Annotated in this window: 15 protein-coding genes and 1 riboswitch; of the genes, 6 read left to right on the top strand and 9 right to left on the bottom strand. The window is 70.8% G+C overall.

Annotation, left to right across the window (positions count from 1 at the left end; genetic code table 11):
* The first annotated feature begins 21 nt into the window (after positions 1 to 21).
* On the top strand, positions 22 to 3,003 hold the full coding sequence (locus AXE84_RS12220) for a leucine--tRNA ligase (RefSeq protein ID WP_060958068.1): 2,982 nt from the start codon (positions 22 to 24) through the stop codon (positions 3,001 to 3,003).
* Positions 3,004 to 3,124: 121 nt separating this feature from the next.
* Here AXE84_RS12220 and AXE84_RS12215 read toward each other — a convergent pair whose 3' ends face one another.
* Positions 3,125 to 5,191 carry a helicase HerA-like domain-containing protein gene (locus tag AXE84_RS12215; protein WP_060958067.1) on the bottom strand — a complete coding sequence of 689 codons (2,067 nt, stop codon included), beginning with the start codon at positions 5,189 to 5,191 and terminating at the stop codon, positions 3,125 to 3,127.
* Between the two features lie 266 nt (positions 5,192 to 5,457).
* On the opposite strand from AXE84_RS12215, the gene AXE84_RS12210 reads away from it, so the two are divergent.
* From AXE84_RS12210 to holA, 5 genes are all read left to right on the top strand, one after another.
* On the top strand, positions 5,458 to 6,714 hold the full coding sequence (locus AXE84_RS12210; protein WP_060958066.1) for a glycosyltransferase: 1,257 nt from the start codon (positions 5,458 to 5,460) through the stop codon (positions 6,712 to 6,714).
* A 69-nt stretch (positions 6,715 to 6,783) separates the two neighbouring features.
* The gene (locus tag AXE84_RS12205; RefSeq protein WP_060958065.1) at positions 6,784 to 7,659 is read left to right on the top strand and encodes a DegV family protein; all 876 of its coding nucleotides are present in this window, start codon (positions 6,784 to 6,786) and stop codon (positions 7,657 to 7,659) included.
* Positions 7,660 to 7,816: 157 nt separating this feature from the next.
* Positions 7,817 to 8,578: a helix-hairpin-helix domain-containing protein gene (locus AXE84_RS12200; RefSeq protein ID WP_060958284.1), complete on the top strand. Its 762-nt coding sequence runs from the start codon at positions 7,817 to 7,819 to the stop codon at positions 8,576 to 8,578.
* Positions 8,575 to 10,482: a ComEC/Rec2 family competence protein gene (locus AXE84_RS12195; RefSeq protein WP_081093170.1), complete on the top strand. Its 1,908-nt coding sequence runs from the start codon at positions 8,575 to 8,577 to the stop codon at positions 10,480 to 10,482. The genes AXE84_RS12200 and AXE84_RS12195 overlap by 4 nt, the downstream gene beginning before the upstream one ends.
* A complete protein-coding gene (holA, locus tag AXE84_RS12190) occupies positions 10,479 to 11,381 on the top strand; it encodes a DNA polymerase III subunit delta (protein ID WP_236750227.1) in 903 nt (300 codons plus the stop codon). Before AXE84_RS12195 ends, holA begins: the two co-directional genes overlap by 4 nt.
* A 7-nt stretch (positions 11,382 to 11,388) precedes the next feature.
* On the opposite strand, the gene ribH is transcribed toward holA, so the two are convergent.
* The 8 genes from ribH to AXE84_RS12150 all read right to left on the bottom strand — a co-directional run bounded on the left by ribH (position 11,389) and on the right by AXE84_RS12150 (position 19,678).
* Positions 11,389 to 11,862 carry a 6,7-dimethyl-8-ribityllumazine synthase gene (ribH, locus tag AXE84_RS12185; protein ID WP_060958063.1) on the bottom strand — a complete coding sequence of 158 codons (474 nt, stop codon included), beginning with the start codon at positions 11,860 to 11,862 and terminating at the stop codon, positions 11,389 to 11,391.
* Positions 11,859 to 13,190, bottom strand: coding sequence for a bifunctional 3,4-dihydroxy-2-butanone-4-phosphate synthase/GTP cyclohydrolase II (locus AXE84_RS12180; RefSeq protein WP_060958062.1), 1,332 nt, complete (start codon positions 13,188 to 13,190; stop codon positions 11,859 to 11,861). The genes ribH and AXE84_RS12180 overlap by 4 nt, the downstream gene beginning before the upstream one ends.
* Positions 13,184 to 13,822 carry a riboflavin synthase gene (locus AXE84_RS12175; protein WP_060958061.1) on the bottom strand — a complete coding sequence of 213 codons (639 nt, stop codon included), beginning with the start codon at positions 13,820 to 13,822 and terminating at the stop codon, positions 13,184 to 13,186. Before AXE84_RS12175 ends, AXE84_RS12180 begins: the two co-directional genes overlap by 7 nt.
* Complete coding sequence (gene ribD / locus AXE84_RS12170) at positions 13,822 to 14,910, bottom strand: bifunctional diaminohydroxyphosphoribosylaminopyrimidine deaminase/5-amino-6-(5-phosphoribosylamino)uracil reductase RibD (RefSeq protein ID WP_060958060.1); 1,089 nt, start codon at positions 14,908 to 14,910, stop codon at positions 13,822 to 13,824. Before ribD ends, AXE84_RS12175 begins: the two co-directional genes overlap by 1 nt.
* Positions 14,911 to 14,998: 88 nt before the next feature.
* Positions 14,999 to 15,126: riboswitch (FMN riboswitch) on the bottom strand.
* A gap of 131 nt (positions 15,127 to 15,257) precedes the next feature.
* Positions 15,258 to 16,745, bottom strand: coding sequence for a DUF1846 domain-containing protein (locus AXE84_RS12165; RefSeq protein WP_009405457.1), 1,488 nt, complete (start codon positions 16,743 to 16,745; stop codon positions 15,258 to 15,260).
* Between the two features lie 107 nt (positions 16,746 to 16,852).
* Positions 16,853 to 17,113 carry a 30S ribosomal protein S20 gene (gene rpsT, locus AXE84_RS12160; protein ID WP_060958059.1) on the bottom strand — a complete coding sequence of 87 codons (261 nt, stop codon included), beginning with the start codon at positions 17,111 to 17,113 and terminating at the stop codon, positions 16,853 to 16,855.
* Between the two features lie 240 nt (positions 17,114 to 17,353).
* Positions 17,354 to 18,007: a type II toxin-antitoxin system PemK/MazF family toxin gene (locus tag AXE84_RS12155; RefSeq protein ID WP_060958058.1), complete on the bottom strand. Its 654-nt coding sequence runs from the start codon at positions 18,005 to 18,007 to the stop codon at positions 17,354 to 17,356.
* 159 nt (positions 18,008 to 18,166) lie between these two features.
* Positions 18,167 to 19,678, bottom strand: coding sequence for a hypothetical protein (locus tag AXE84_RS12150; protein ID WP_060958283.1), 1,512 nt, complete (start codon positions 19,676 to 19,678; stop codon positions 18,167 to 18,169).
* Positions 19,679 to 19,822: the final 144 nt, after the last annotated feature.

Raw genomic sequence — 19,822 nt, 5'->3', positions numbered from 1 at the left:
TAGGAAAAGAGCGCTGCCGCGATGTCAGAGAGAACCGCACCGGTCGAGTCCGACACCCCCTTCCGCTACACGGCGGAGCTGGCGGACTCCATCGAGACCGCCTGGCAGGACCGCTGGGAGGCCGAGGGCACCTTCAACGCCGACAACCCCGTCGGCGCTCTGGCCGGCCCCGGGGCGGACAAGGAGAAGTTCTTCCTGCTGGACATGTTTCCCTACCCCTCCGGCAAGGGACTGCACGTGGGCCACCCGCTGGGCTACATCGCCACCGACGTCGTCGCTCGCTTCACCCGGATGACTGGCAGGAACGTCCTGTACACGATGGGCTACGACGCCTTCGGCCTGCCCGCCGAGCAGTACGCCGTCACCACTGGCCAGCACCCGCGCATCTCCACCGAGGCCAACATCGCCAACATGCGCCGCCAGCTGCGCCGCCTGGGCCTGTCCCACGACCCGCGCCGCTCCCTGGCCACGATCGACGTCGACTACGTGCGCTGGACCCAGTGGATCTTCCTGCAGGTCTTCAACTCCTGGTTCGACCCCGAGGCCCCGCGCCGCGACGGCCGCGGCAAGGGTGCGGCCCGGCCGGTGACCGAGCTGCGCGACAAACTCGCCTCCGGCCAGGTCCCCGTCCCCGACGGCCGCGACTGGGACGCCCTGAGCGCCGCCGAGCAGGCCGAGGTCGTCGACTCCTTCCGCCTGGCCTACGTCTCCAGCGCCCCCGTCAACTGGTGCCCCGGCCTGGGCACGGTGCTGGCCAACGAGGAGGTCACCTCCGAGGGCCGCTCCGAGCGGGGCAACTACCCGGTCTTCAAGCGCAACCTGCGCCAGTGGATGATGCGCATCACCGCCTACGGCGACCGCCTCGCTGAAGACCTGGACACCGTGGACTGGCCCGAGAAGGTCAAGCTCATGCAGCGCAACTGGATCGGACGCTCCGAAGGCGCCGAGGTGACCTTCACCGTCCCCGGGGCCGGACAAGGCGACCAGCAGGACGCGTCGCTGAGCGTCTACACCACCCGCCCCGACACCCTCTTCGGCGCCACCTTCATGGTGGTGGCCCCCGAGCACCCCATGCTGGGTGGTCTGCAGGCCTCCGGCTCGGTGCGCACCGAGGCCCAGATCGCCGACGACGCCGCGGCCCTAACCGTCCCGGCCTCCTGGCCCGAGGGCACCAAGGAGGCCTGGACCGGCGGCTACGCGACCCCCGCCGAGGCCGTGGCCGCCTACCGCGCCCAGGCCGCGGCGACGTCGGACGCCGACCGCACCGACGAGGGCCGGGTCAAGACCGGCGTCTTCACCGGCTTCTTCGGAATCAACCCCGTCAACGGGGCGAAGGTGCCGGTCTTCGTGGCCGACTACGTCCTCATGGGCTACGGGACCGGCGCCATCATGGCCGTGCCCGCCCACGACGAGCGCGACTACGCCTTCGCCACCAAGTACGACATCGACATCGTCCAGACCATCGGCCCAGCCGACGACCCCCACGGCGTCGACCTGAGCGCCCAGGCCTACACCGGTGACGGTGTGGTCGTGAACTCCGCCCAGGGCGACCTGGACATCAACGGCATGGGCAAGGACGAGGCCAAGGCCACCATGATCGGCTGGCTGGAGGCCAAGGGCGCCGGCCGCGGCGCGGTCACCTACCGCCTGCGCGACTGGCTCTTCTCCCGCCAGCGCTACTGGGGCGAGCCCTTCCCGATCGTGTGGGACGAGGACGGCGGCGTCCACGCCCTGCCCGAGTCGATGCTGCCGGTCGAGCTGCCCGAGGTCACCGACTACTCGCCGCGCTCCTACGACCCCGACGACGCCGACTCCTCCCCGGAGCCGCCGCTGGGCAAGGCCACCGAGTGGGTCGAGGTCGAGCTCGACCTGGGCGACGGCCCCCGGAGGTACTACCGCGAGACCAACACGATGCCGCAGTGGGCCGGCTCGTGCTGGTACGAGATGCGCTACATCGACCCCACCGATGACAAGGCGCTCGTTGACCCGGCCAACGAGGCCTACTGGATGGGGCCGCGCCCCCAGGCCGGCAACACCTCCGGCGGCACCGACCTGTACGTCGGCGGTGTCGAGCACGCCGTCCTGCACCTGCTTTACGCGCGCTTCTGGCACAAGGTCCTGTTCGACCTGGGCCACGTCTCCTCCTCCGAGCCCTACCACCGCCTCTTCAACCAGGGCTACGTCCAGGCCTACGCCTACACCGACTCCCGCGGCCAGTACGTGCCCGCTGACGAGGTCGAGGAGGTCACCGCCGAGGACGGCTCCACCAGCTACCTGTGGCAGGGGCAGCCCGTGCGCCGCGAGTACGGCAAGATGGGCAAGTCCCTGAAGAACATCGTCACCCCCGACGACATGTACGAGGCCTACGGCGCAGACACCTTCCGCGTCTACGAGATGAGCATGGGACCGCTGGACGCCGACCGCCCGTGGGACACCCGTGCCGTCGCCGGCAGCCAGCGCTTCCTGCAGCGCCTGTGGCGCAACGTCATCGACGAGACCACCGGCGAGCTGACGGTGACCGAGGAGAGCGCCGACGAGGAGACCCGCCGGCTCGTGGCCAAGACGATCGTGGGCGTGCGTGAGGACTACGAGGGGATGCGCCTGAACACGGCCATCGCCAAGCTCATCGTCCTCAACAACCACCTCACCGGACTCAGCGCGGTCCCGCGCGAGGCCGTCGAGGCCCTCGTCCTCATGACGGCGCCTGTGGCCCCGCACATCGCCGAGGAGATCTGGAAGCGCCTGGGCCACGAGCACTCCCTGGCCCACGAGGACTTCCCGGTCGTGACCGACGAGGCGCTGCTGGCCGCCGAGAAGGTCACCTGCGTCATCCAGGTCAAGGGCAAGGTCCGCGACCGCCTCGAAGTCGACCCCGACATCTCCGAGGCCGAGCTTGAGAAACTGGCCCTGGAGGCCCCCGGCGTCATCCGCACCCTGGACGGGCGCGGCGTGCGCAAGGTGATCGTGCGCGCCCCTAAGTTGGTGAGCATCGTCCCCGAGTGACCGCGGCGGGCTCCCCGACGGCGCCGCTGACGGCCGCGCCGCGGTAGCCCAGCAGCAGCACGAGGGGCTGCACCAATCCGAGATGGTTGGTGCAGCCCCTTCGCTCAGCTTGAGCCGGTTCTCAGCGGCGCCTGAGGGTGCCGAAGATGGAGCGCGTGATCTCGCGGGTGATCTGGCGGCCCACCGAGCCGATGGTCTTCTCGACCTCCCGCTTGCGGCGCTCGGCAGCCTTCTCCTCCTCGCGCTGGCGACGCTGGGCCTCCTTGACGGCCTCGCGCTCCAGGCGCTCGGCCTCCTTCTGACGCTGAGCCGCCTGGCGGGCGGCCTCCTTCTCCAGGGCCTTCTGCGCGGCGGCGTCGGCCTTGGCCTGCTCCTTGGCGGCCTGCTCGGCGGCGCGAGCGGCCTCGGCGGCCTCGGCGTCGGCCTGGACCCGCTGGGCCAGCAGCTCGTAGGCGGACTCGTTGTCCACACTCGTGGCGTACTTGGGTTTCAGCGGTGAGGAGGCCAGCACCTGGCTGACGGTGCCGTCCTGGGCCGGCCCCATGACGGCGGCGGGCACGTTGATGACCACCGGGGCCACCGGTGCCGGGCGCCCCTTCTCGTCCAGCACGCTGACGACGGCCTGGCCGGTGCCCAGCGACGTGAGCACCCGGCTGAGGTCCACCGGGCTGACCGGGAAGGTGGAGACCGCCTTCTTGAGGTTGGCGGCGTCGGCCGGGGTGTGGGCGCGCAGCGCGTGCTGCACCCGGCTGCCGAGCTGGGCCAGGACCTCGTCGGGGACGTCCGTGGGGGACTGGGTGATGAAGACGATGCCCACGCCCTTGGAGCGGATGAGCCGCACCGTGCGCACCACGGCCTCCAGGAAGGCCTTCGAGGCGCCGGAGAACAGCAGGTGCGCCTCGTCGAAGAAGAACACCATGGTGGGCTTGTCCGGGTCGCCGACCTCCGGCAGGGTCTCGAAGAGCTCGGCGAGCAGCCACATGAGGAAGGTGGAGAACAGCGTGCCCTGGGACTGGATGTCGGCCAGCTCCAGGGCGGAGATGATGCCGCGCCCATCGGGGGAGACCCGCATGAGGTCACGCACGTCGAGCGCCGGCTCACCGAAGAAGGCCTCACCGCCGGCCGCCTCCAGGGCGGCGATCTCCCGCAGGATGACCCCGGCCGTGGCCGCGGAGACCCCACCGATGGTCTTGAGCTCTTCCTTGCCGGCGTCCGTGTTCGTCAGGTAGTCGACGACGGCGCGCAGGTCCTTCAGGTCCAGCAGGGCCAGCCCCTGGCTGTCCGCCCAGTGGAACACCAGCTGGAGAGCGGAGGCCTGCGTGTCGTTCAGGCCCAGGACCCGCGAGAGCAGGATCGGCCCGAACTCGGTGACCGTCGTGCGGATCGGGGTGCCGCTGATCCCGGCGCCGGAGTCCGACCCGCCGAGGTTGAACAGCTCGATGGGGAAGGACTGGCCCTTCCAGTCCTGGCCGGTGGAGGCGATGCGGGAGGCGATCTTGTCATTGGAGGCTCCGGCCTCGGCCAGTCCGGTCAGGTCCCCCTTGACGTCGGCCAGGAACACCGGGACACCGGCGGCGGACAGCCCCTCGGCCAGGAGCTGGAGCGTGCGGGTCTTACCGGTTCCGGTCGCCCCGGCCACCAGCGCGTGCCGGTTGAGCAGTCCCAGCGGGATGCCCACCGACAGGTCCTTGACCGCCGTGGGCTCGCCCCCCGAGAGCGTGTCGAGGTAGGTGCCCACCGGCAGGGTGGGGGAGGAGAAGCTGTAGCCGGAACGCACCTGGGCGGTGTAGTCGGCCTCCTCGGCCTCCTGACTGCCCAAGGCATGCTCGGCCGAAGCGGCGGTCTCGGCCTGCGCGGGTGCCGGATCCTGAACTGGCTCCTGGGGCTGCTCGGCAGTCGGTACCGGTTCGGCGGCCGCCGCCGGCTCAGCCGCAGGCTGTTCTGCCGGCTGTGCAACCGGGGCGGCAGCCGGTTCGGCGACGGGGGCGGCGTCGGCTGCCTGAGCGGCGGGCTCGCCCGGTGCGTCAGTAGTGCGGGGCTCGCCGGCCTGCTCCACGGCCGAGGCCGGGGTGGAGGCGATGGCGGCGTCAAGGGCCGCTTGGGCGGCGGCTGCCTTGGCTGCGGCGGCTTCGGCGGCGGCCTGTGCGGCCTCGGCCTTGAGGCGTGCGATCTCAGCGGAATCGGTCATGGCGCCATCGTAAACGCCGAACCTGCCAGTGCGCTGACCCGGGCATGCCAGTGGAGCCGGCGCCGTTTCTGACCGTGAGAGAGGCAGGAGCCCGGCGAACAAGGTACCCTCGGGCCTCAATGGCGTTGAGATAGTACGTCTGATCCCGCACCTGCCCGCCCCAGTGCCGCGAGGTTTATACGCCCCATGCTGCCCCCTGCGTCGTCGTTTCCGAAAGAACCGCCCCTGACGGGCCGGCTGTCGGCGCACCCGAAACACAGGAACAGGTGAACGCTGTGCGGATCGCCTTCTTCATTGACGACTACCTGCCCTCCGTCCACGGCGTGGCCACCTCCACAGCCACCTTCCGTGCCGCCCTGGAGCGCATGGGACACGAGGTCTATGTGGTGGCCCCCAAGGCCGAGGGCTATGAGGAGACCGACGACCACGTCATCCGCCTGTCCTCCTCGCGCTACTACGTCTTCGACAGCCGCGAGGTCGCCACCATCTATCCGGGCCTGGCCCGGCGCTTCGACGCTTACGACTTCGACATCGTCCACAGCCAGACCCAGTTCAGCCTGGGGGTCCTGGCGCACTGGGTGGCCAAGCGCCAGAACATCCCCCACGTCACCACCATCCACACCCTCTACACCGAGCTCATCGACGACTACCCGCTGGCCGTGCTCTCGGGCTTGCTGGCTCTGTCCGTCGCCTTCCCCGTGGCGCTCAAGTCGCAGCCTGTCCTGCCGCGCGTTCACCGGGAGACCATCAAGCACCTCAACAAGCGCGACATGAAGACGGCCCTGTCCCGTCAGGGGTGGCGCCTGACGGCGGCCTTCGCCAACAAGTGCGACGCCTGCCTGTCGCCCTCCCAGCACCTGGCCCGGATTCTCATCGACGACGGCGGACTGACCACCCCCTGCATGGTGCTGCCCAACGGGCTGGACTCCACCCGCTACCGTAGTGCCCGCGCCGCCGACTCACCGATCCCCAAGGCCCCCGGCGAGAAGATCATCATCTGCGTGGCCCGGCTCAGCCCGGAGAAGCGGCAGATGACACTCGTTGAGGCCATGCCCCACCTGTCCGGCCTGCCGGTCAAGCTGGTGCTCGTGGGCCCGGGCCCCTCTCAGGAGGAGCTGGGGCGGCGCGCCGAGGAGCTCGGGGTGGCGGACCGGGTGATCCTGACGGGCAAGTGCTCGCCGGAGGAGGTCGCCGTCCTGCTCAAGCAGGCCGACGTCTTCTCCTTGGCCTCCTACCACTTCGACAACCAGCCCATGGTGTTCCTGGAGGCCGCCGCCTGCGGGCTGCCGATCGTCTACTGCGACGAGCGGATGACCGAGTGCCTCACCGAGCGCAACGCGATTCTCACCGACGGCATCGAGGGGGAGGACTTCGCCCGGGTCTTCGCCTCCCTGCTGTCCGACGACGCCCGGCTCGCCGCGCTGTCCGAGGGGGCCCTGGAGGTGGCTCAGCAGTTCGACTCCAAGACGATGACCAGGCGGCTCATCAACCTCTACGAGGATCTCCTGGTCTCGTATCGCTGACGGCCGGGCCTACAGAGCAGCCGTGGCGCCTTGCCGGTCAGTGCGCGGCTTGCCGATAAGGTATGCGGCATGTCGCTCGCCGTCGTCACCGACTCCGCCGCCTGCCTGACGGAGCCCCTGCTGCGTGAGCGCGCGATCGAGGTGGTGCCGCTGCACGCCATCCCCGCTGACAACGGCGAAGCCGCCACCACCTCCCGGCCCAGTGTCCAGGAGCTGGTGGACGCCTACCGGCGCGCGGCCAGCAGGGCCGAAGAGGTCCTGGCCATCCACATCTCCTCGGCCCTGTCCGGCACCATGGACAACGCCCGCATCGCCGCCGCCCAGCTCGAGGCCGAGTACCGGGACCAGCCCAACGGCCCGGGCCCGAGCGCGGGGCGCCGACGCCCGCAGTGGCTGCGCGTCGTCGACTCCGGCACCAGCTCCGGCGCCCTGGGGCTCGCGGTGCTGGCAGCCTCCGGCGCCCACGACGCCCGTCGCGGTGCCGCCCTGGCTCAGGCCAGCACCGCCCGGTCCTGCCAGCTCTTCGTCGTCGACGACCTGGGACGCCTGGCCCGCTCGGGAAGGATCGACCGCACCACGGCCCGCCTGGACGGTGTCCTGGGAATCCGTCCGGTCCTGGCCCTGACCCGCGACGGAATCCGGACGCTGGAGACCGTGCGCGGGGCGGCCCGCGCCAGGCGCCACCTCATCGCGCAGGCCGTCCGCGTCGCCGGCGGGACCGCCCTGTCCGGCCCCAGGCACCCCGCAGACCCGGTGCGCCTGGTCATTCAAGGCGACGACGCCTCCAAGCTGGCACTGCTCGAGACCGATCTGCGCCAGGCCATGGAGGAGGCAGGAGCCAAGGTCTCCGAGGTCCTCAGCCTCCCGGTCGACGAGGCGACGAGCACCCACGTGGGCCCCGGCGCCCTCGGCATCGCCGTCGCCCCGGACCTGAAGACCCATTGAGCCAGGTCTGACGACGCGGCTCGGTTGCCACAGGCCGTCAGGCGCCACTGCTCTCCACAGGGCAGACAGCTTCACCATGCGCCCCATGGGTCCGGTCCCTACCGTCGAGGACATGGGAGCCAGACGGAGCGACGCGCACAGGGCCCTGGACGACCTTGTGCGTCTGGCCTGCTCAACCGACCCCGAGGAGCCGGTGCGCCGGCCACGTCGCCTCGCGATCGCGCCCCGGGCGGCGATCATCGCCGGCTCTGCCCTCCTCATCCTGGCTCTCGCCCTGGCCCTGAGAGCCGTGCTCGTCTCCACCGGCGCCGGCAGCCACGCGGCTCCGGCCGCAGCGGCGGGGGCATCGGCTCCAATGCGGCCCCCACCCACAGGGGCGGCCGCGAGTCCAGCCATGAATCCGACCACGGGACCGGCAGCAGGACCAGGCGGCTTGAGCACGACATCGGGCAGCGTCGTCGTCCACGTCACCGGGGCGGTGAGCAGGCCGGGGGTGGTGACCCTGCCCCCGGGAAGCCGTGTCACCGACGCCATCAACGCCGTTGGAGGAGCCAGCGCCGAGGCCGACACCCAGCAGCTCAACCTCGCCCGGGTCCTGAGTGACGGCGAGCAGATACGGGTCCCGCGTATCGGCGAGGTCCTGCCCGACCCCGCACCGCAACCCGGTGGGGCCACCGCCCCCGGTGCACGGACCGCCCCGGGGAAGTCCGGCGACGGCGGCGCATCCGGGACGGTCAATATCAACACGGCCTCGGCCTCTGAGTTGGAGAAGCTGCCCGGAATCGGCCCGGCCCTGGCCCAACGGATCGTCGAGTACCGAGACTCCCACGGGCCCTTCGCCAGCGTGGACTCCCTCACCGACGTCCCCGGCATCGGCAAGGCCAAACTCGAGGGCCTGCGAGAGCAGGCCACCGTATGAACGAGGACCACGGGGGCAATGGTGGGGGCAGTCCCAGTGCCCCGTGGGACGACCCCGCGCTGTATGTGCGCCTGCGCCAGGAGCAGGGCCGCAACCGGCACCGAGACGGAGGTCGGCACGCCACCTCCTCCAAGGCCCCCGAGGCCCTCGACCTGCGCCTGCTCGCCCCGGCGCTGGCCTGCTGGGCCGGCGCCGGGTGGGCCGTTGGACGTGAGGCGGCAGACGCCTGGAGGCAGGTCCTACTCCTGGCCTCCGGGTGCACCGCCCTGGCAGCGATACTCGTGGTTCTTGTCCTGCGCTTCCGGCCACCACGGCACCGGGCCGACCCGCGTCCCGGAGCCCCCGAGCACGACCCCGGGGCGATGGGTACCCTCAGCGCCAGCCTGCTCGTGTGCGCCCTGTGCGCCGCGACGGTTCTGACCATCAGCGCCGCCCACCTGTGGGCCCGCCAGCGCGACCCGTTGACCGCGGCAGTGGCCACTGGGCAGCCGGTCACACTCATCGGCACCGTCTCCCAGCAGCCGCGAGTCTCAGCCACCAGCCGCTCCACCCTGGTCATCACCGCCCTCGACGTCGAGCAGGTGGACACGCGGGCCTCCACCCTGAGCGCCACCGTCCTGGGCGACACGCAGTGGCTGAGCCTGCCCATGGGGACCCGCGTCCGTGTGCGCACGCGCCTGCGCCCCACCGAAGCGGGACGCGCTGAGGCGGCCATCATCCCCAAGCGCGCCGGCGTCACCGTTCTTGGCTCTCCGAGCGGGATACTCGGGGCGGTCACCAGCATTCGCGATGGTCTTGCCCGGACTGTCGGGGCACCGGGTATCGGGGCATCGGGCACTGGGGCTCCCAGCGCCGCAGGAGCGGGGGAGGAGACGGGTCTGTGGCCACCGGGAGCCCGCAGCCTCGTACCCGGTGTTGCCCTGGGCGACGACCACGCCCTACCGGCCCCGCTGCGCGAGGACATGCGCACCGTCTCCATGACGCACCTGACCGCCGTCTCCGGGCAGCACGTCGCCATCATCCTGGGACTGGGCCTGGAAGCCCTCGGGGCGCTGCCCCGGCGGTGGCGGGCACTGCTCGGCGCAGTCATGCTCACCCTCCTCGTCATCCTGGTGCGTCCCTCGGGCTCCGTGCTGCGCGCCGCCACCATGGGGGCCGTCATGCTGCTGGGCGTCGTTGCCGGCAGACGCGCCGCCTCCGTGCCCGCCCTGTGCGCCGGAGCCATCGTCCTGCTGCTCATCGACCCCTGGCAGTCCCGTGACTACGGCTTCGCACTGTCCGTGGCGGCCACCGCCGGGATCGTCATCGGCTCCAAGCCAGTCGCAGCCCACCTCTCACGCCGCCTGCCCAGGTGGTTGGCCGCCGCTGTGGCCCTGCCGCTGGTGGCCCAGGCCGCCTGCGGGCCGATCCTCATCCTCCTTCAGCCCTCGGTGGGGGCCTGGTCGGTGCCCGCCAACCTGCTCAGTGAGCCGGCCGCCGTCATCGCCACCATCAGCGGGCTCCTGGCTGCGCTGATCGCACCGGCCTGGCCCGCAGCCGCCGCCGTCACCGCCTGGCCGGCGCTCGCGGCCTGCTCCTGGATGGTGTGGGTTGCCGGCTTCTTCGCCCACCTACCCGGCGCCGCCCTACCCTGGCCAGGCGGTCTCACGGGCGCCCTGGCACTGGGGGCCTGCGAGATCGGGGTCCTGCTCGTGGCGGCTCCTCGCGCCCGCCGCGCCGTGCTGGAGGAAGCCGGGCGGTTGACGCGGCCCGCTCGTGGCAGGCTTGCCCCATGGCAGCGACCCGCACCCCCCGCTCCCGGGGCCCGCGCAAGGCACCGGCTGGACTGCGCTGGGACCAGGCCCAGCTGGCGCCGATCGTCCTCATCCGCGCCGGCGAGGAGGTCCTCGCCGACCGAGCGGTGAGGAACCTCCTGGCGCAGGCCAAGGCCAAGGACCCCACCACCGAGATCACGCGCCTGGAGGCCGCCACCTACGAGCCCCACCAGCTCGACACCCTTGTGTCGCCCTCCCTGTTCGGTGAGCCCCGGCTCGTCTACGTCCCCGCGCTGGAGCAGATGACTGACGCCCTGCTGAGCGACCTCATCGCCTACGTGGGCGCCGCCGACCCCGAGGTCAGCGTCATCCTGCGCCACAACGGGGGTCAGCGGGGCAAGCGCCTGCTGGACGCCATCAAGGCCTCGCCCTACCCGACTATCCAGTGCGAGGCCGTCAAGAGCGCCAAGGACAAGTCCTCCCTGGTCGTGGCCGACGTGCGCCGCGCCGGACGAAGCATCGCTCCCGAGGCCGTCGGCGCTCTCGTCGACGCCCTGGGCAGCGACCTGCGCGAGCTGTGCTCCGCCGTCGACCAGCTCCTCGCCGACACCCAGGGCACCATCACCGTCGACCACGTGCGCACCTACTACGCCGGCCGCATCGAGGCCACCGGCTTCACCGTGGCCGACGCCGCCGCTGCCGGCAACACCCCGGCCGCCATCACGGCCCTGCGCCACGCCGTGGCCACCGGCACCGACCCGGTGGCCATCGTCGCGGCCCTGGCTATGAAGGTGCGCCAGCTCGCCCAGGTCGCGGCCGCCGGGGGCAGACGCATGAGCCCCGCCGAGCTGGGCATGGCCCCCTGGCAGGTGGACCGGGCCCGCCGCGAGCTCCAGGGCTGGTCCGACGATGCCCTGGCCACCTCGATCCTGGCCGTGGCCCGGGCCGACGCCGAGGCCAAGGGGGCCAGCCGCGACCCCGTTTACGCCGTCGAGCGGGCGGTCCTGGCCATCTGCAACGCCCGCCGCGCCGGCAGTCGCCGGCGCTGAGCCGTTCTCAGCCCCGCATGGCGGCCAGCGTGAGCGCCGTGGACATCGCCGCGCACGCCGCCTCGTAGCCCTTGTCCTCCTCCGCGCCCGGTCCGCCGCAGCGGGCCAGCGCCTGGGCCTCATCGTCGCAGGTGAGCACGCCGAAGCCCACCGGCACCCCGGTGTCCAGCGCCACCCGGCTCAGCCCGTCGGTCGCGGCCCGGCACACGTAGTCGAAGTGCGGGGTGCCGCCGCGGATGACGACGCCCAGCGCGACGACCGCCTCGGCACCGCCTCGCGCGGCGGCCGCGGCGAGGACCGGGAGCTCGAAGGAGCCCACCGCCCGGACGACGCTCGCCTGGGCTCCGGCCTCTTCGATGGCGCGCAGCGCCCCGGCCACCAGGCCCCCCATGATGCGCTCGTGCCACTGGGCGGCCACGACTGTCACTCTCATGCCCCGCGCGTGAGGTGCGCTCTGCTCAGGTGCCCCGGATCCGCTCATCGTTCCTCTCCTTCGTTCTCGTCGCTCGTGTGCCAAGTGTCGTCGTCGGCCCTCGTCTCGCCGGGCGGTGAGTCCGCGTCGGCCCCGGTGGGGTCGAGCCCGTTGAGCAGATGGCCCATACGGTCGCGCTTGGTGCGCAGGTAGTCGAGGTTCTCCCCGTTGGCGAAGGTCGGTGTCGGCGTCATGGAGCGGACGCTGACTCCGTAGCGCTCCAGGCCTGTCACTTTGTCCGGGTTGTTCGTCATGAGCTCGACCGAGTGCACGCCCAGGTGGCGTAGCACCTGGGCGGCGGTGGCGTAGCTGCGGGCGTCGGCCGGCAGCCCCAGCGCGACGTTGGCGTCGAGGGTGTCCATACCCTCCTCCTGCAGCGCGTAGGCGCGGAGCTTGTCGATGAGCCCGATGCCGCGCCCCTCATGGTCGGAGGCGTAGACGAGGACCCCGCGGCCACGGGCGCTGATCGCCTCCATGGCGGCGCGCAGCTGCGGCCCGCAGTCACAGCGCAGCGAGGACAGGACGTCGCCGGTCAGGCAGGCGGAGTGGACTCGGGTGAGGACCTCCTCGCCGTCAGCGATGCGGCCGCACACCAGTGCGAGGTACTCGGTGCCGTCGACCCTGCTGCGCAGGGCGTGGGCGGTGAACTCCCCGTGCGCGGTGGGCAGGTGAGCTGAGACGACCTCCTCGACGAGTTCCTCGTGCAGCCACCGGTAGCGCTCCAGGTCACTGATCGAGATCATGGGCGTGGCGTGGGCGTCGGCGAGCTCACGCAGCTGGTGCCGGCGCGCCATGGTGCCGTCGTCGTTGATGACCTCCACCAGGACCCCCACGGGCCGGTTGCCCGACAGGCGCATGAGGTCGACGGCGGCCTCCGTGTGACCGCGGCGCGTGAGGATCCCGCCCTCGCGTGCCCGCAGGGGGAAGACGTGTCCGGGGCGGACGAGGTCGTCGGAAGCTGAGCCCGGGTCCGCCAGGACGCGGACGGTGCGTGCCCGGTCGGCGGCGCTCACGCCCGTGGTGATGCCGGTGCGGGCGTCGGCGCTCAGCGTGAAGGCCGTCCTCTTGGGATCGGTGTTGTGCTCGGTCATCATGGGGATGCCCAGGCGGTCGAGCTCCTGGCCCGCCATGGGTGCGCAGATGATGCCGGTCGAGTGCCGGATCGCGAAGGCCAGCTGCTCGGTCGTGGCGCTCTGCGCGGGCAGGATGAGGTCCCCCTCGTTCTCTCGGCTCTCATCGTCGACGACGATGACCGTCCGGCCCTCGCGCAGTGCGGCGAGAGCGTCCTCGACGCGGTCCATGCGCGTGCCCGGGGATGCGCTCCTGGTGCTCAGCATGCCTGCTGCCCCTCCTGGCTCGGGCGGGCACCCAGAAGACGCTCGGCGTACTTGGCCAGGACATCGACCTCGAGGTTGACCCGTTCTCCGGGGCGCCTCGTGCCCAGGGTCGTGCGTCGCAGCGTCTCGGGAATGAGCCCGACGCTGAGCGACGCCTCCGCACCCGGCACGGGGGCGTCGACGACGTCGACGACGGTCAGCGACACGCCGTCGAGGGCGACCGATCCCTTGACGGCGACGTAACGGGCGATCTCCTGCGGCAGGCCGATGCGTAGGAGGTTCCAGTGCTCACCGCGGTGGTGGTCGAGGACCTCGGCGGTGGCATCGACGTGCCCCTGGACGATGTGCCCGCCGAGCCGGTCACTGGCGCGCAGGGCGCGCTCGAGGTTGACCGGGTCTCCCGGTGCCTGGGAGCCCAGGGTGGTGCGAGTGAGAGTCTCGGCCATGAGGTCGGCGGTGAAGGTGCTCCCGTGCACGGCGGTGACCGTCAGGCAGCACCCGTTGACGCTGACGGAGTCGCCCAGGCTCACGTCCTGGGTGACGGTGGGCGCCTCGACCGTCAGCCGGGCGCTGTCCTCGACGGTCTCGAGCCGGACGATGCGTCCGAGCTCCTCGACGATTCCGGTGAACATCAGTGACTCTCCTTGGTGTGGAAATGGGCAGTGGGAACGTCGTCGGCCTCCAGATCACCGCAGAGGCGGACGGCGAGCTCGTCACCTGCGCCGAGGACCTCGACGCGGGGGTTCCGCAGCCTCAGGGCATCGCTGATCGTCGCCGCCCCGAAGTCGGCGAGGGCGGCCGCTCCCGCGCCCAGAAGCGCGGGGGCCGTGTAGGCGACGACCTGGTCGACAAGGCCGGCGCGCAGGAATGCGGTCGCGAGGGTCGGGCCTCCTTCGAGCAGGACATGGCGGATCTCGCGCTCGGCGAGGACGGCCAGGACGGCGCGCGGGTCGTGGTCGGGCAGGAGGAGGTAGTGGTCGTCGGCGAGCACCCTGGAGGTGGGAGGCAGGCTCCTGGAGCCGACGACGACGCGCAGCGGCTGGAGGTGGGCCGGCGCGGGCTGACCCGCCTCGTCACGGACGGTGAGGGCGGGGTCGTCGGCGAGGGCGGTGCCGGTGCCCACCATGATGGCGTCGCACTGGCGGCGCAGGCGGTGGGCGTCGTGGCGGGCCGCCACCGGGGTGATCCACTGGCTGGTGCCGTCAGCGGCGGCGATACGGCCGTCGAGGGTGGCGGCGAGCTTCCACGTCACCATGGGGCGCCCGCGGGTCACGGCCAGGAGCCACGGGCGGTTGAGACGCGCGGCCTCCTGGGCGCACAGCCCGCGCCGTACCCGCACGCCGGCGGCCTGCAGCGCCGCCGCGCCGCCCCCGGCCTGCTCGGTCGGGTCGTCCTGGGCGTAGATGACCTCGGCCACGCCGGCGTCGAGGAGCGCCTGGACGCACGGGCCGGTGCGGCCCTGGTGGTTGCACGGCTCGAGGGTGACCAGGACGGTCGCTCCTCGGGCGGAGGCGCCCGTCGCGGCGAGGTTCGCCAGTGCGTCGACCTCGGCGTGGGCGCTGCCGGCGCCACGGTGATGGCCCTCGGCGAGGACGTCGCCGTCGGGGGAGAGGATGACGCAGCCGACCCGGGGGTTGGGGCCGGGCGGGGCGTCGGGGGAGGCCGCGGCCCGTAGGGCGCGCTGCATCGCGGCCGTCTGCACAGTGGTGAACGAGGTCATCCGGTCCTCTCCCTCGGGTGCGCTGGGGAGAGACACCGCCATGATCGACCGCCGGGTGCACGGCAGCGGGCGAGGCATGGTGTGTCCCGTGTGCGCTTCCCATCCGGACTCTCACCGTCGGTCCAGGAGTTCCACCTGGTCAGCCGGTCGCTGGATGCGACCGGGTCGCGGACTGTCACCGCCGGTTCGGACTTTCACCGAGCCCAGAGCACACGAGCTCATCTCGTTGAGGAGAATGTACCGCGCGCGAGTGCGTTCAGTCACCTCTGCGTACCTATGTGACCATCCACACCTCGGCAGGGCGACCGGGTGCGGGCGCACCGCAGGAGGGTGGCCCGCACCGGGCCTCACTTCTTGCGGTACAGGGACTTGGTGGCGTAGACGGGCTCGTTGGTGACCTGGACTCCCAGGGCGCGGAAGATGCCCTCGTCCACCGAGCCCAGGATCGTGGAGGTGTGGACCTCGCAGCCCCGCAGCGTCTCGAGCTGGTCGAGGGCCTTGCGGGCGTTGTCGTCCCCGTTGGCGGACACGGCCAGGGCGATGAGCACCTCGTCGGTGTGCAGGCGTGGGTTGCGGCTTCCCAGCCTCTGGGTCTTGAGCTTCTGGATGGGTTCGATGGAGGCCGGGGCCAGCAGGTTGACGTCATCATCGATCCCGGCCAGGAGCTTGAGGGCGTTGAGCAGCATCGCCGAGGAGCACCCCAGTAGGGCGGAGGTCTTGCCCGTCACGATGCGCCCGTCGGGCAGCTCGATCGCCGAGGCCGGCTCGCCGGTGGCCTCAGCCACCTCCAGCGCGGGCGGCACGACGGGGCGGTCCTCCTTGCTCACCCCCACCTTGGCCATGAGCAGCGCGATCCGCTGGGACTGGACGGGGGCGATGACCTCGCGTTTCTCGGTCACCAGGGCCCGGTAGTAGCGGCGGATGATCTCCTGGCAGGCGGCCTGCCGGCAGACCTCGTCGTCGCTGATGCAGTTGCCGGCCATGTTGACGCCCATGTCCGTGGGGGAGGCGTAGGGCGAGGAGCCCAGGATCTCCTCGAACAGGCGGCTCAGGACCGGGAAGACCTCGACGTCGCGGTTGTAGTTGACGGTCTGGACGCCGTGGGCAGCCAGGTGGAAGGGGTCGATCATGTTGACGTCGTCGAGGTCGGCGGTGGCGGCCTCGTAGGCGATGTTGACCGGGTGGTCCAGAGGCAGGTTCCAGATCGGGAAGGTCTCGAACTTCGCGTAGCCCGAGGAGATGCCCCGCTGGTGGTCGTGGTAGATCTGGGACAGGCAGGTGGCCATCTTGCCGCTGCCCGGGCCGGGGGCGGTGACGACCACCAGGTCCCGCCTGGTCTCGATGTACTCGTTGCGCCCGTAGCCCTCCGCCGAGACGATGCGGGCGACGTCACCGGGGTAGCCGGGGATGGGGAAGTGACGGTAGACGGTGATGCCCAGCGCCTCGAGCTTGCGCTTGAAGTCCTGGGCCTGGCGGTTGTCATCAGTCCACTGGGTCACGACGACGCTGCCAACGTAGAGCCCGTAGCTGCGGAAGGCGTCGATGTGGCGCAGCAGGTCGTCCTCGTAGGGGATGCCCAGGTCCGCGCGGACCTTGTTGCGGGCGAGGTGCTTGGCGTTGACCGCCATGACGATCTCGACCTCGTCGGCCAGCTCGGCGAGCATGACGATCTTGTTGTCCGGGGTGAAGCCCGGCAGCACGCGCGAGGCGTGCATGTCGTCAATGAGCTTGCCGCCGAACTCCAGATAGAGCTTGCCGCCGAACTGGGCGCGGCGCTCCGCGATATGGCTGGACTGCATCCGCAGGTACTTGTCGCGGTCGAATCCGATGCGCAATGGGCTCTCCTTGAAGCGGTCTGATGAACGGGTGAAGGTGATGGGAAAAAGGGGAGGGCGCCTCCCCGGTGGGAGGCGCCCTTCAGATGCTCACTGCTGCGGTGGCCTCAGAGGGAGGCGACGCGCTTGGCGAGCTTGGACTTGCGGTTGGCGGCCTGGTTCTTGTGGATGACGCCCTTGGAGACGGCCTTGTCCAGCTTGCGGGAGGCGGCCTTGAGGTGCTCGAGCGCGGAGTCCTTGTCGCCGGCCTCGACGGCCTCGCGCACGCGGCGCACGTAGGTCTTGAGCTCGGACTTGACGGACTTGTTGCGCAGGCGGGCCTTCTCGTTGGTCTTGATGCGCTTGATCTGGGACTTGATGTTCGCCACGGTGAAACTTTCTCGCGTCTGATTGGTCAATGGCCGGAGAGAGGGTTCGCGCCACGGGCTGACATGAGGTGGTGGGGCACCTGGCTGACCCGGTCGCCGGACCCCGCAGCCGGCCAGGCCAGAGGTCCAGTAGGCGACTGTATCATTCAGGATCCCCATGCCCCCAGGCGCGAAGCAGGGTCCAGGCGTGAGGTGCATCGCCCCATGAGCCTGTGCGTCCAGGCGGTGCTGTGGAGGCGATCAGGAGTGGTGGTGGCGCAGGGCGGCCACGACGCCGTCGAAGACCTCACGCTTCATCGTGGCCCCCTCGCGGCGCACCGAGGCCGGCTCCACCAGGAGCAGACGGTCCAGACGCACCTCACTGGGGCGGCCCTGCCGGTCCCAGTCACCGGTGCCGACGTCGTGCCAGAAGCGGCCCCAGCGTGCCTCCTGGGCGGCGTCGCGGTCATGGTCCTTGCTCGTCATCTGGGCCACGACCAGACGGGTCTCATGGCGAGCCAGGACCAGGACGGGCCGGTCCTTGCCCTGGGTGGGATCCTCCTCGAAGGGAACCCAGGCCCACACCACCTCGCCGGGGTCGGCCTCGCCATCGGGGTCGGGGGAGTAGGCGAAGTCCGGCAGCCCCAGGGCAGAGACGTCGTAGACGCTGACGCCTCGCGCCGAGGGGCCCGTTGCGTCCGCGGCGGCGCCGCTGTCGTGGGCGCGGGGCCGGGTCGGTGACGGCTTCGCCGCCGACGACTTGGGGGCGCGGGACTGCGCGGTCTCAGCTGAACCGGATGGCCTGCTGTCCGCCGTGCCCGACGGCGTCGAGGACTTCTGGGAAAGGGCGTCGCTGACGGCGTCGGAGGCGGCGCGTCCGAGCAGGGTAAGGATCCGGTTGAGAAGGCTGGCCATGGGCGCCACCCTACCGCCGGGCGGGAAGGGGTGACTGCTGCAGGCTCACGACGGCGACCAGCGCCACCGGTGGACCTGCCTTGAAACAGGAGGTCCACCGGTAGCGCCGGCGAATGGGGTGACGGTGCGGTGCGTCCGGAGGCTTGCGTCGGTGAAGGGCTAGTTCCCGGTGCGCGTCACAGGGGTGCAGATCGTGTGGGTCCCGGCCTCGGTGCCGCCTTCACTGCCAGCGACGTCGATCTGCATGGTCAGTCCCCGGGAGGGGTTCTTGGGGTCGCAGGCGCCCAGGGCCTTCCAGGTCTCCGCGGTGACCGCTTCGGCGTTGACCTGGTAGGTGCTGGTGAAGGTCATCGTGGTTGATGAGTGGGCGTCCAGGGAGTCACCGGTGCGCAAGAACAAGGAGCCGTCATCCTGAAGGGCATAGCTGTCCGGGCCGACCCACCACGGGGTACCGGTACCTGTCACGCTCTTGAGGGTGAAGCCGGCCGGAACCCCGGGTCGCAGGACGATATCGGAGCTGGAGCCGTTGGCGTCGGTGGTGTTGGTGAAGGTGACGGTGTAGCCGACCTCGACCTCATAGGTGCCTGTGGGCTCGGCCTCGACCAGGAGATCCGTGGGATGAGTCTCCACCTCAATCACCGGCCGGATGTTGACGTAGTCGCTGGAGAAGGTCTGCTTGCCGGTGGTCAGTGCGGCCTTGACCCGGTTGCGTCCCACGACGCCGGTCAGGTCCACCTGGCAGGTGATCTCCTTGCCCTGGGGGACCTTGGCCGTTCCGCTGGAGACGGTGAGGTTCTCGGCCGGTCCTGTGGCGGAGACGACCTTGCCTCCGAAGGCGGTCAGGTCGCAGGTCAGGGCGCTTACCTGGGCCTGCCCCTTGGACCGGCCGGCGGAGATGGTGAAGCCGGACAGCGGGGTGGTGGAGTCGTTCCGCGCCGTCATGGTGAAGCGGGAGGCGTCCTTGGCGGCGCCATCCACCCTGACGTCCTGGGTGGACACGGTGGCGTGAGCAGCGCTGGCAGCGGGCTTGTTCGCCGTGACAGTGGGCCGAAGAATCGCGTTGCGCGTGGAGACCTCGATGGTGGGAGTGAAACGGTAGCTGCGTGCGTCAGCGCCAGGAGCCACGACCGTGGCCCCCAGATCCAGGTCGAGGTAGCTGGTCTTGTCCCATTGCGTGTAGAAGTTGATCTCATAGGTCAGCTTCAGGTGCTCAGGAGTGCAGGACACGGCTTTGACCGAGCCGATGGGCTCCCCCAGCAGGGGGTTGTACAGCTCAGAGATGGAGCTCAGCTCGGAGTCCACGATCAAGGCCGGGGGCTCGCCGTCGCCGTTGTCGATGTAGAAGGAGCTCGTCCCGGCCACCTCGTCACCGTTCTGGGAGGGGCAGGTCCAGGTCCACTGACCCGGCACGGAGTCGGCCTCAATGGTGACGTCCGTGGCGCTCTTCGGGGCGATGGCCGATGGGATGCGAACCCTCCAGCTCAGACAGCCCTCGGTGTTGCTGGAGCTGTGGCAGCCGGCACTGGCCGTGTGGTAGGTCCCCTCCACCGTGATGTCGGTATCAGCGGAGGCCGGGGCTGCGACGGCTGCGGCGGAGAGCAGGGGAAGAGCCAGGGCGATGCGCAGGAGGCGCCGCCAGGGAAGAGCGGGTGGGGAGGATGGGAAGTGCATGAGCACGCCTTTCAGTGAGGTGAAGTGAGGTGAATGGAGTAAGGAACGAATTGCGTCTTCAACGGACTGCTTCTTACTGAATGGGATTTCCGTTGCGGGAGACAGCCATATGAAGGTCGGATAGGTGAAATACTCACCTATCCG

The sequence above is a fragment of the Actinomyces oris genome (assembly GCF_001553935.1).
Classification (GTDB): domain Bacteria; phylum Actinomycetota; class Actinomycetes; order Actinomycetales; family Actinomycetaceae; genus Actinomyces; species Actinomyces oris_A.
This window is presented reverse-complemented; position numbering and strand designations above follow the sequence as displayed.

Bases quoted from the DNA above. Each gene is read 5' to 3' on its own strand.
- AXE84_RS12220 (WP_060958068.1), top strand. From the start codon at position 22: ATGTCAGAGAGAACCGCACCGGTCGAGTCCGACACCCCCTTCCGCTAC.
- AXE84_RS12215 (WP_060958067.1), bottom strand. From the start codon at position 5,191: ATGACCGATTCCGCTGAGATCGCACGCCTCAAGGCCGAGGCCGCACAG.
- AXE84_RS12205 (WP_060958065.1), top strand. From the start codon at position 6,784: ATGTCGCTCGCCGTCGTCACCGACTCCGCCGCCTGCCTGACGGAGCCC.
- AXE84_RS12195 (WP_081093170.1), top strand. From the start codon at position 8,575: ATGAACGAGGACCACGGGGGCAATGGTGGGGGCAGTCCCAGTGCCCCG.
- ribH (WP_060958063.1), bottom strand. From the start codon at position 11,862: ATGAGCGGATCCGGGGCACCTGAGCAGAGCGCACCTCACGCGCGGGGC.
- AXE84_RS12180 (WP_060958062.1), bottom strand. From the start codon at position 13,190: ATGCTGAGCACCAGGAGCGCATCCCCGGGCACGCGCATGGACCGCGTC.
- AXE84_RS12175 (WP_060958061.1), bottom strand. From the start codon at position 13,822: ATGTTCACCGGAATCGTCGAGGAGCTCGGACGCATCGTCCGGCTCGAG.
- ribD (WP_060958060.1), bottom strand. From the start codon at position 14,910: ATGACCTCGTTCACCACTGTGCAGACGGCCGCGATGCAGCGCGCCCTA.
- AXE84_RS12155 (WP_060958058.1), bottom strand. From the start codon at position 18,007: ATGGCCAGCCTTCTCAACCGGATCCTTACCCTGCTCGGACGCGCCGCC.
- AXE84_RS12150 (WP_060958283.1), bottom strand. From the start codon at position 19,678: ATGCACTTCCCATCCTCCCCACCCGCTCTTCCCTGGCGGCGCCTCCTG.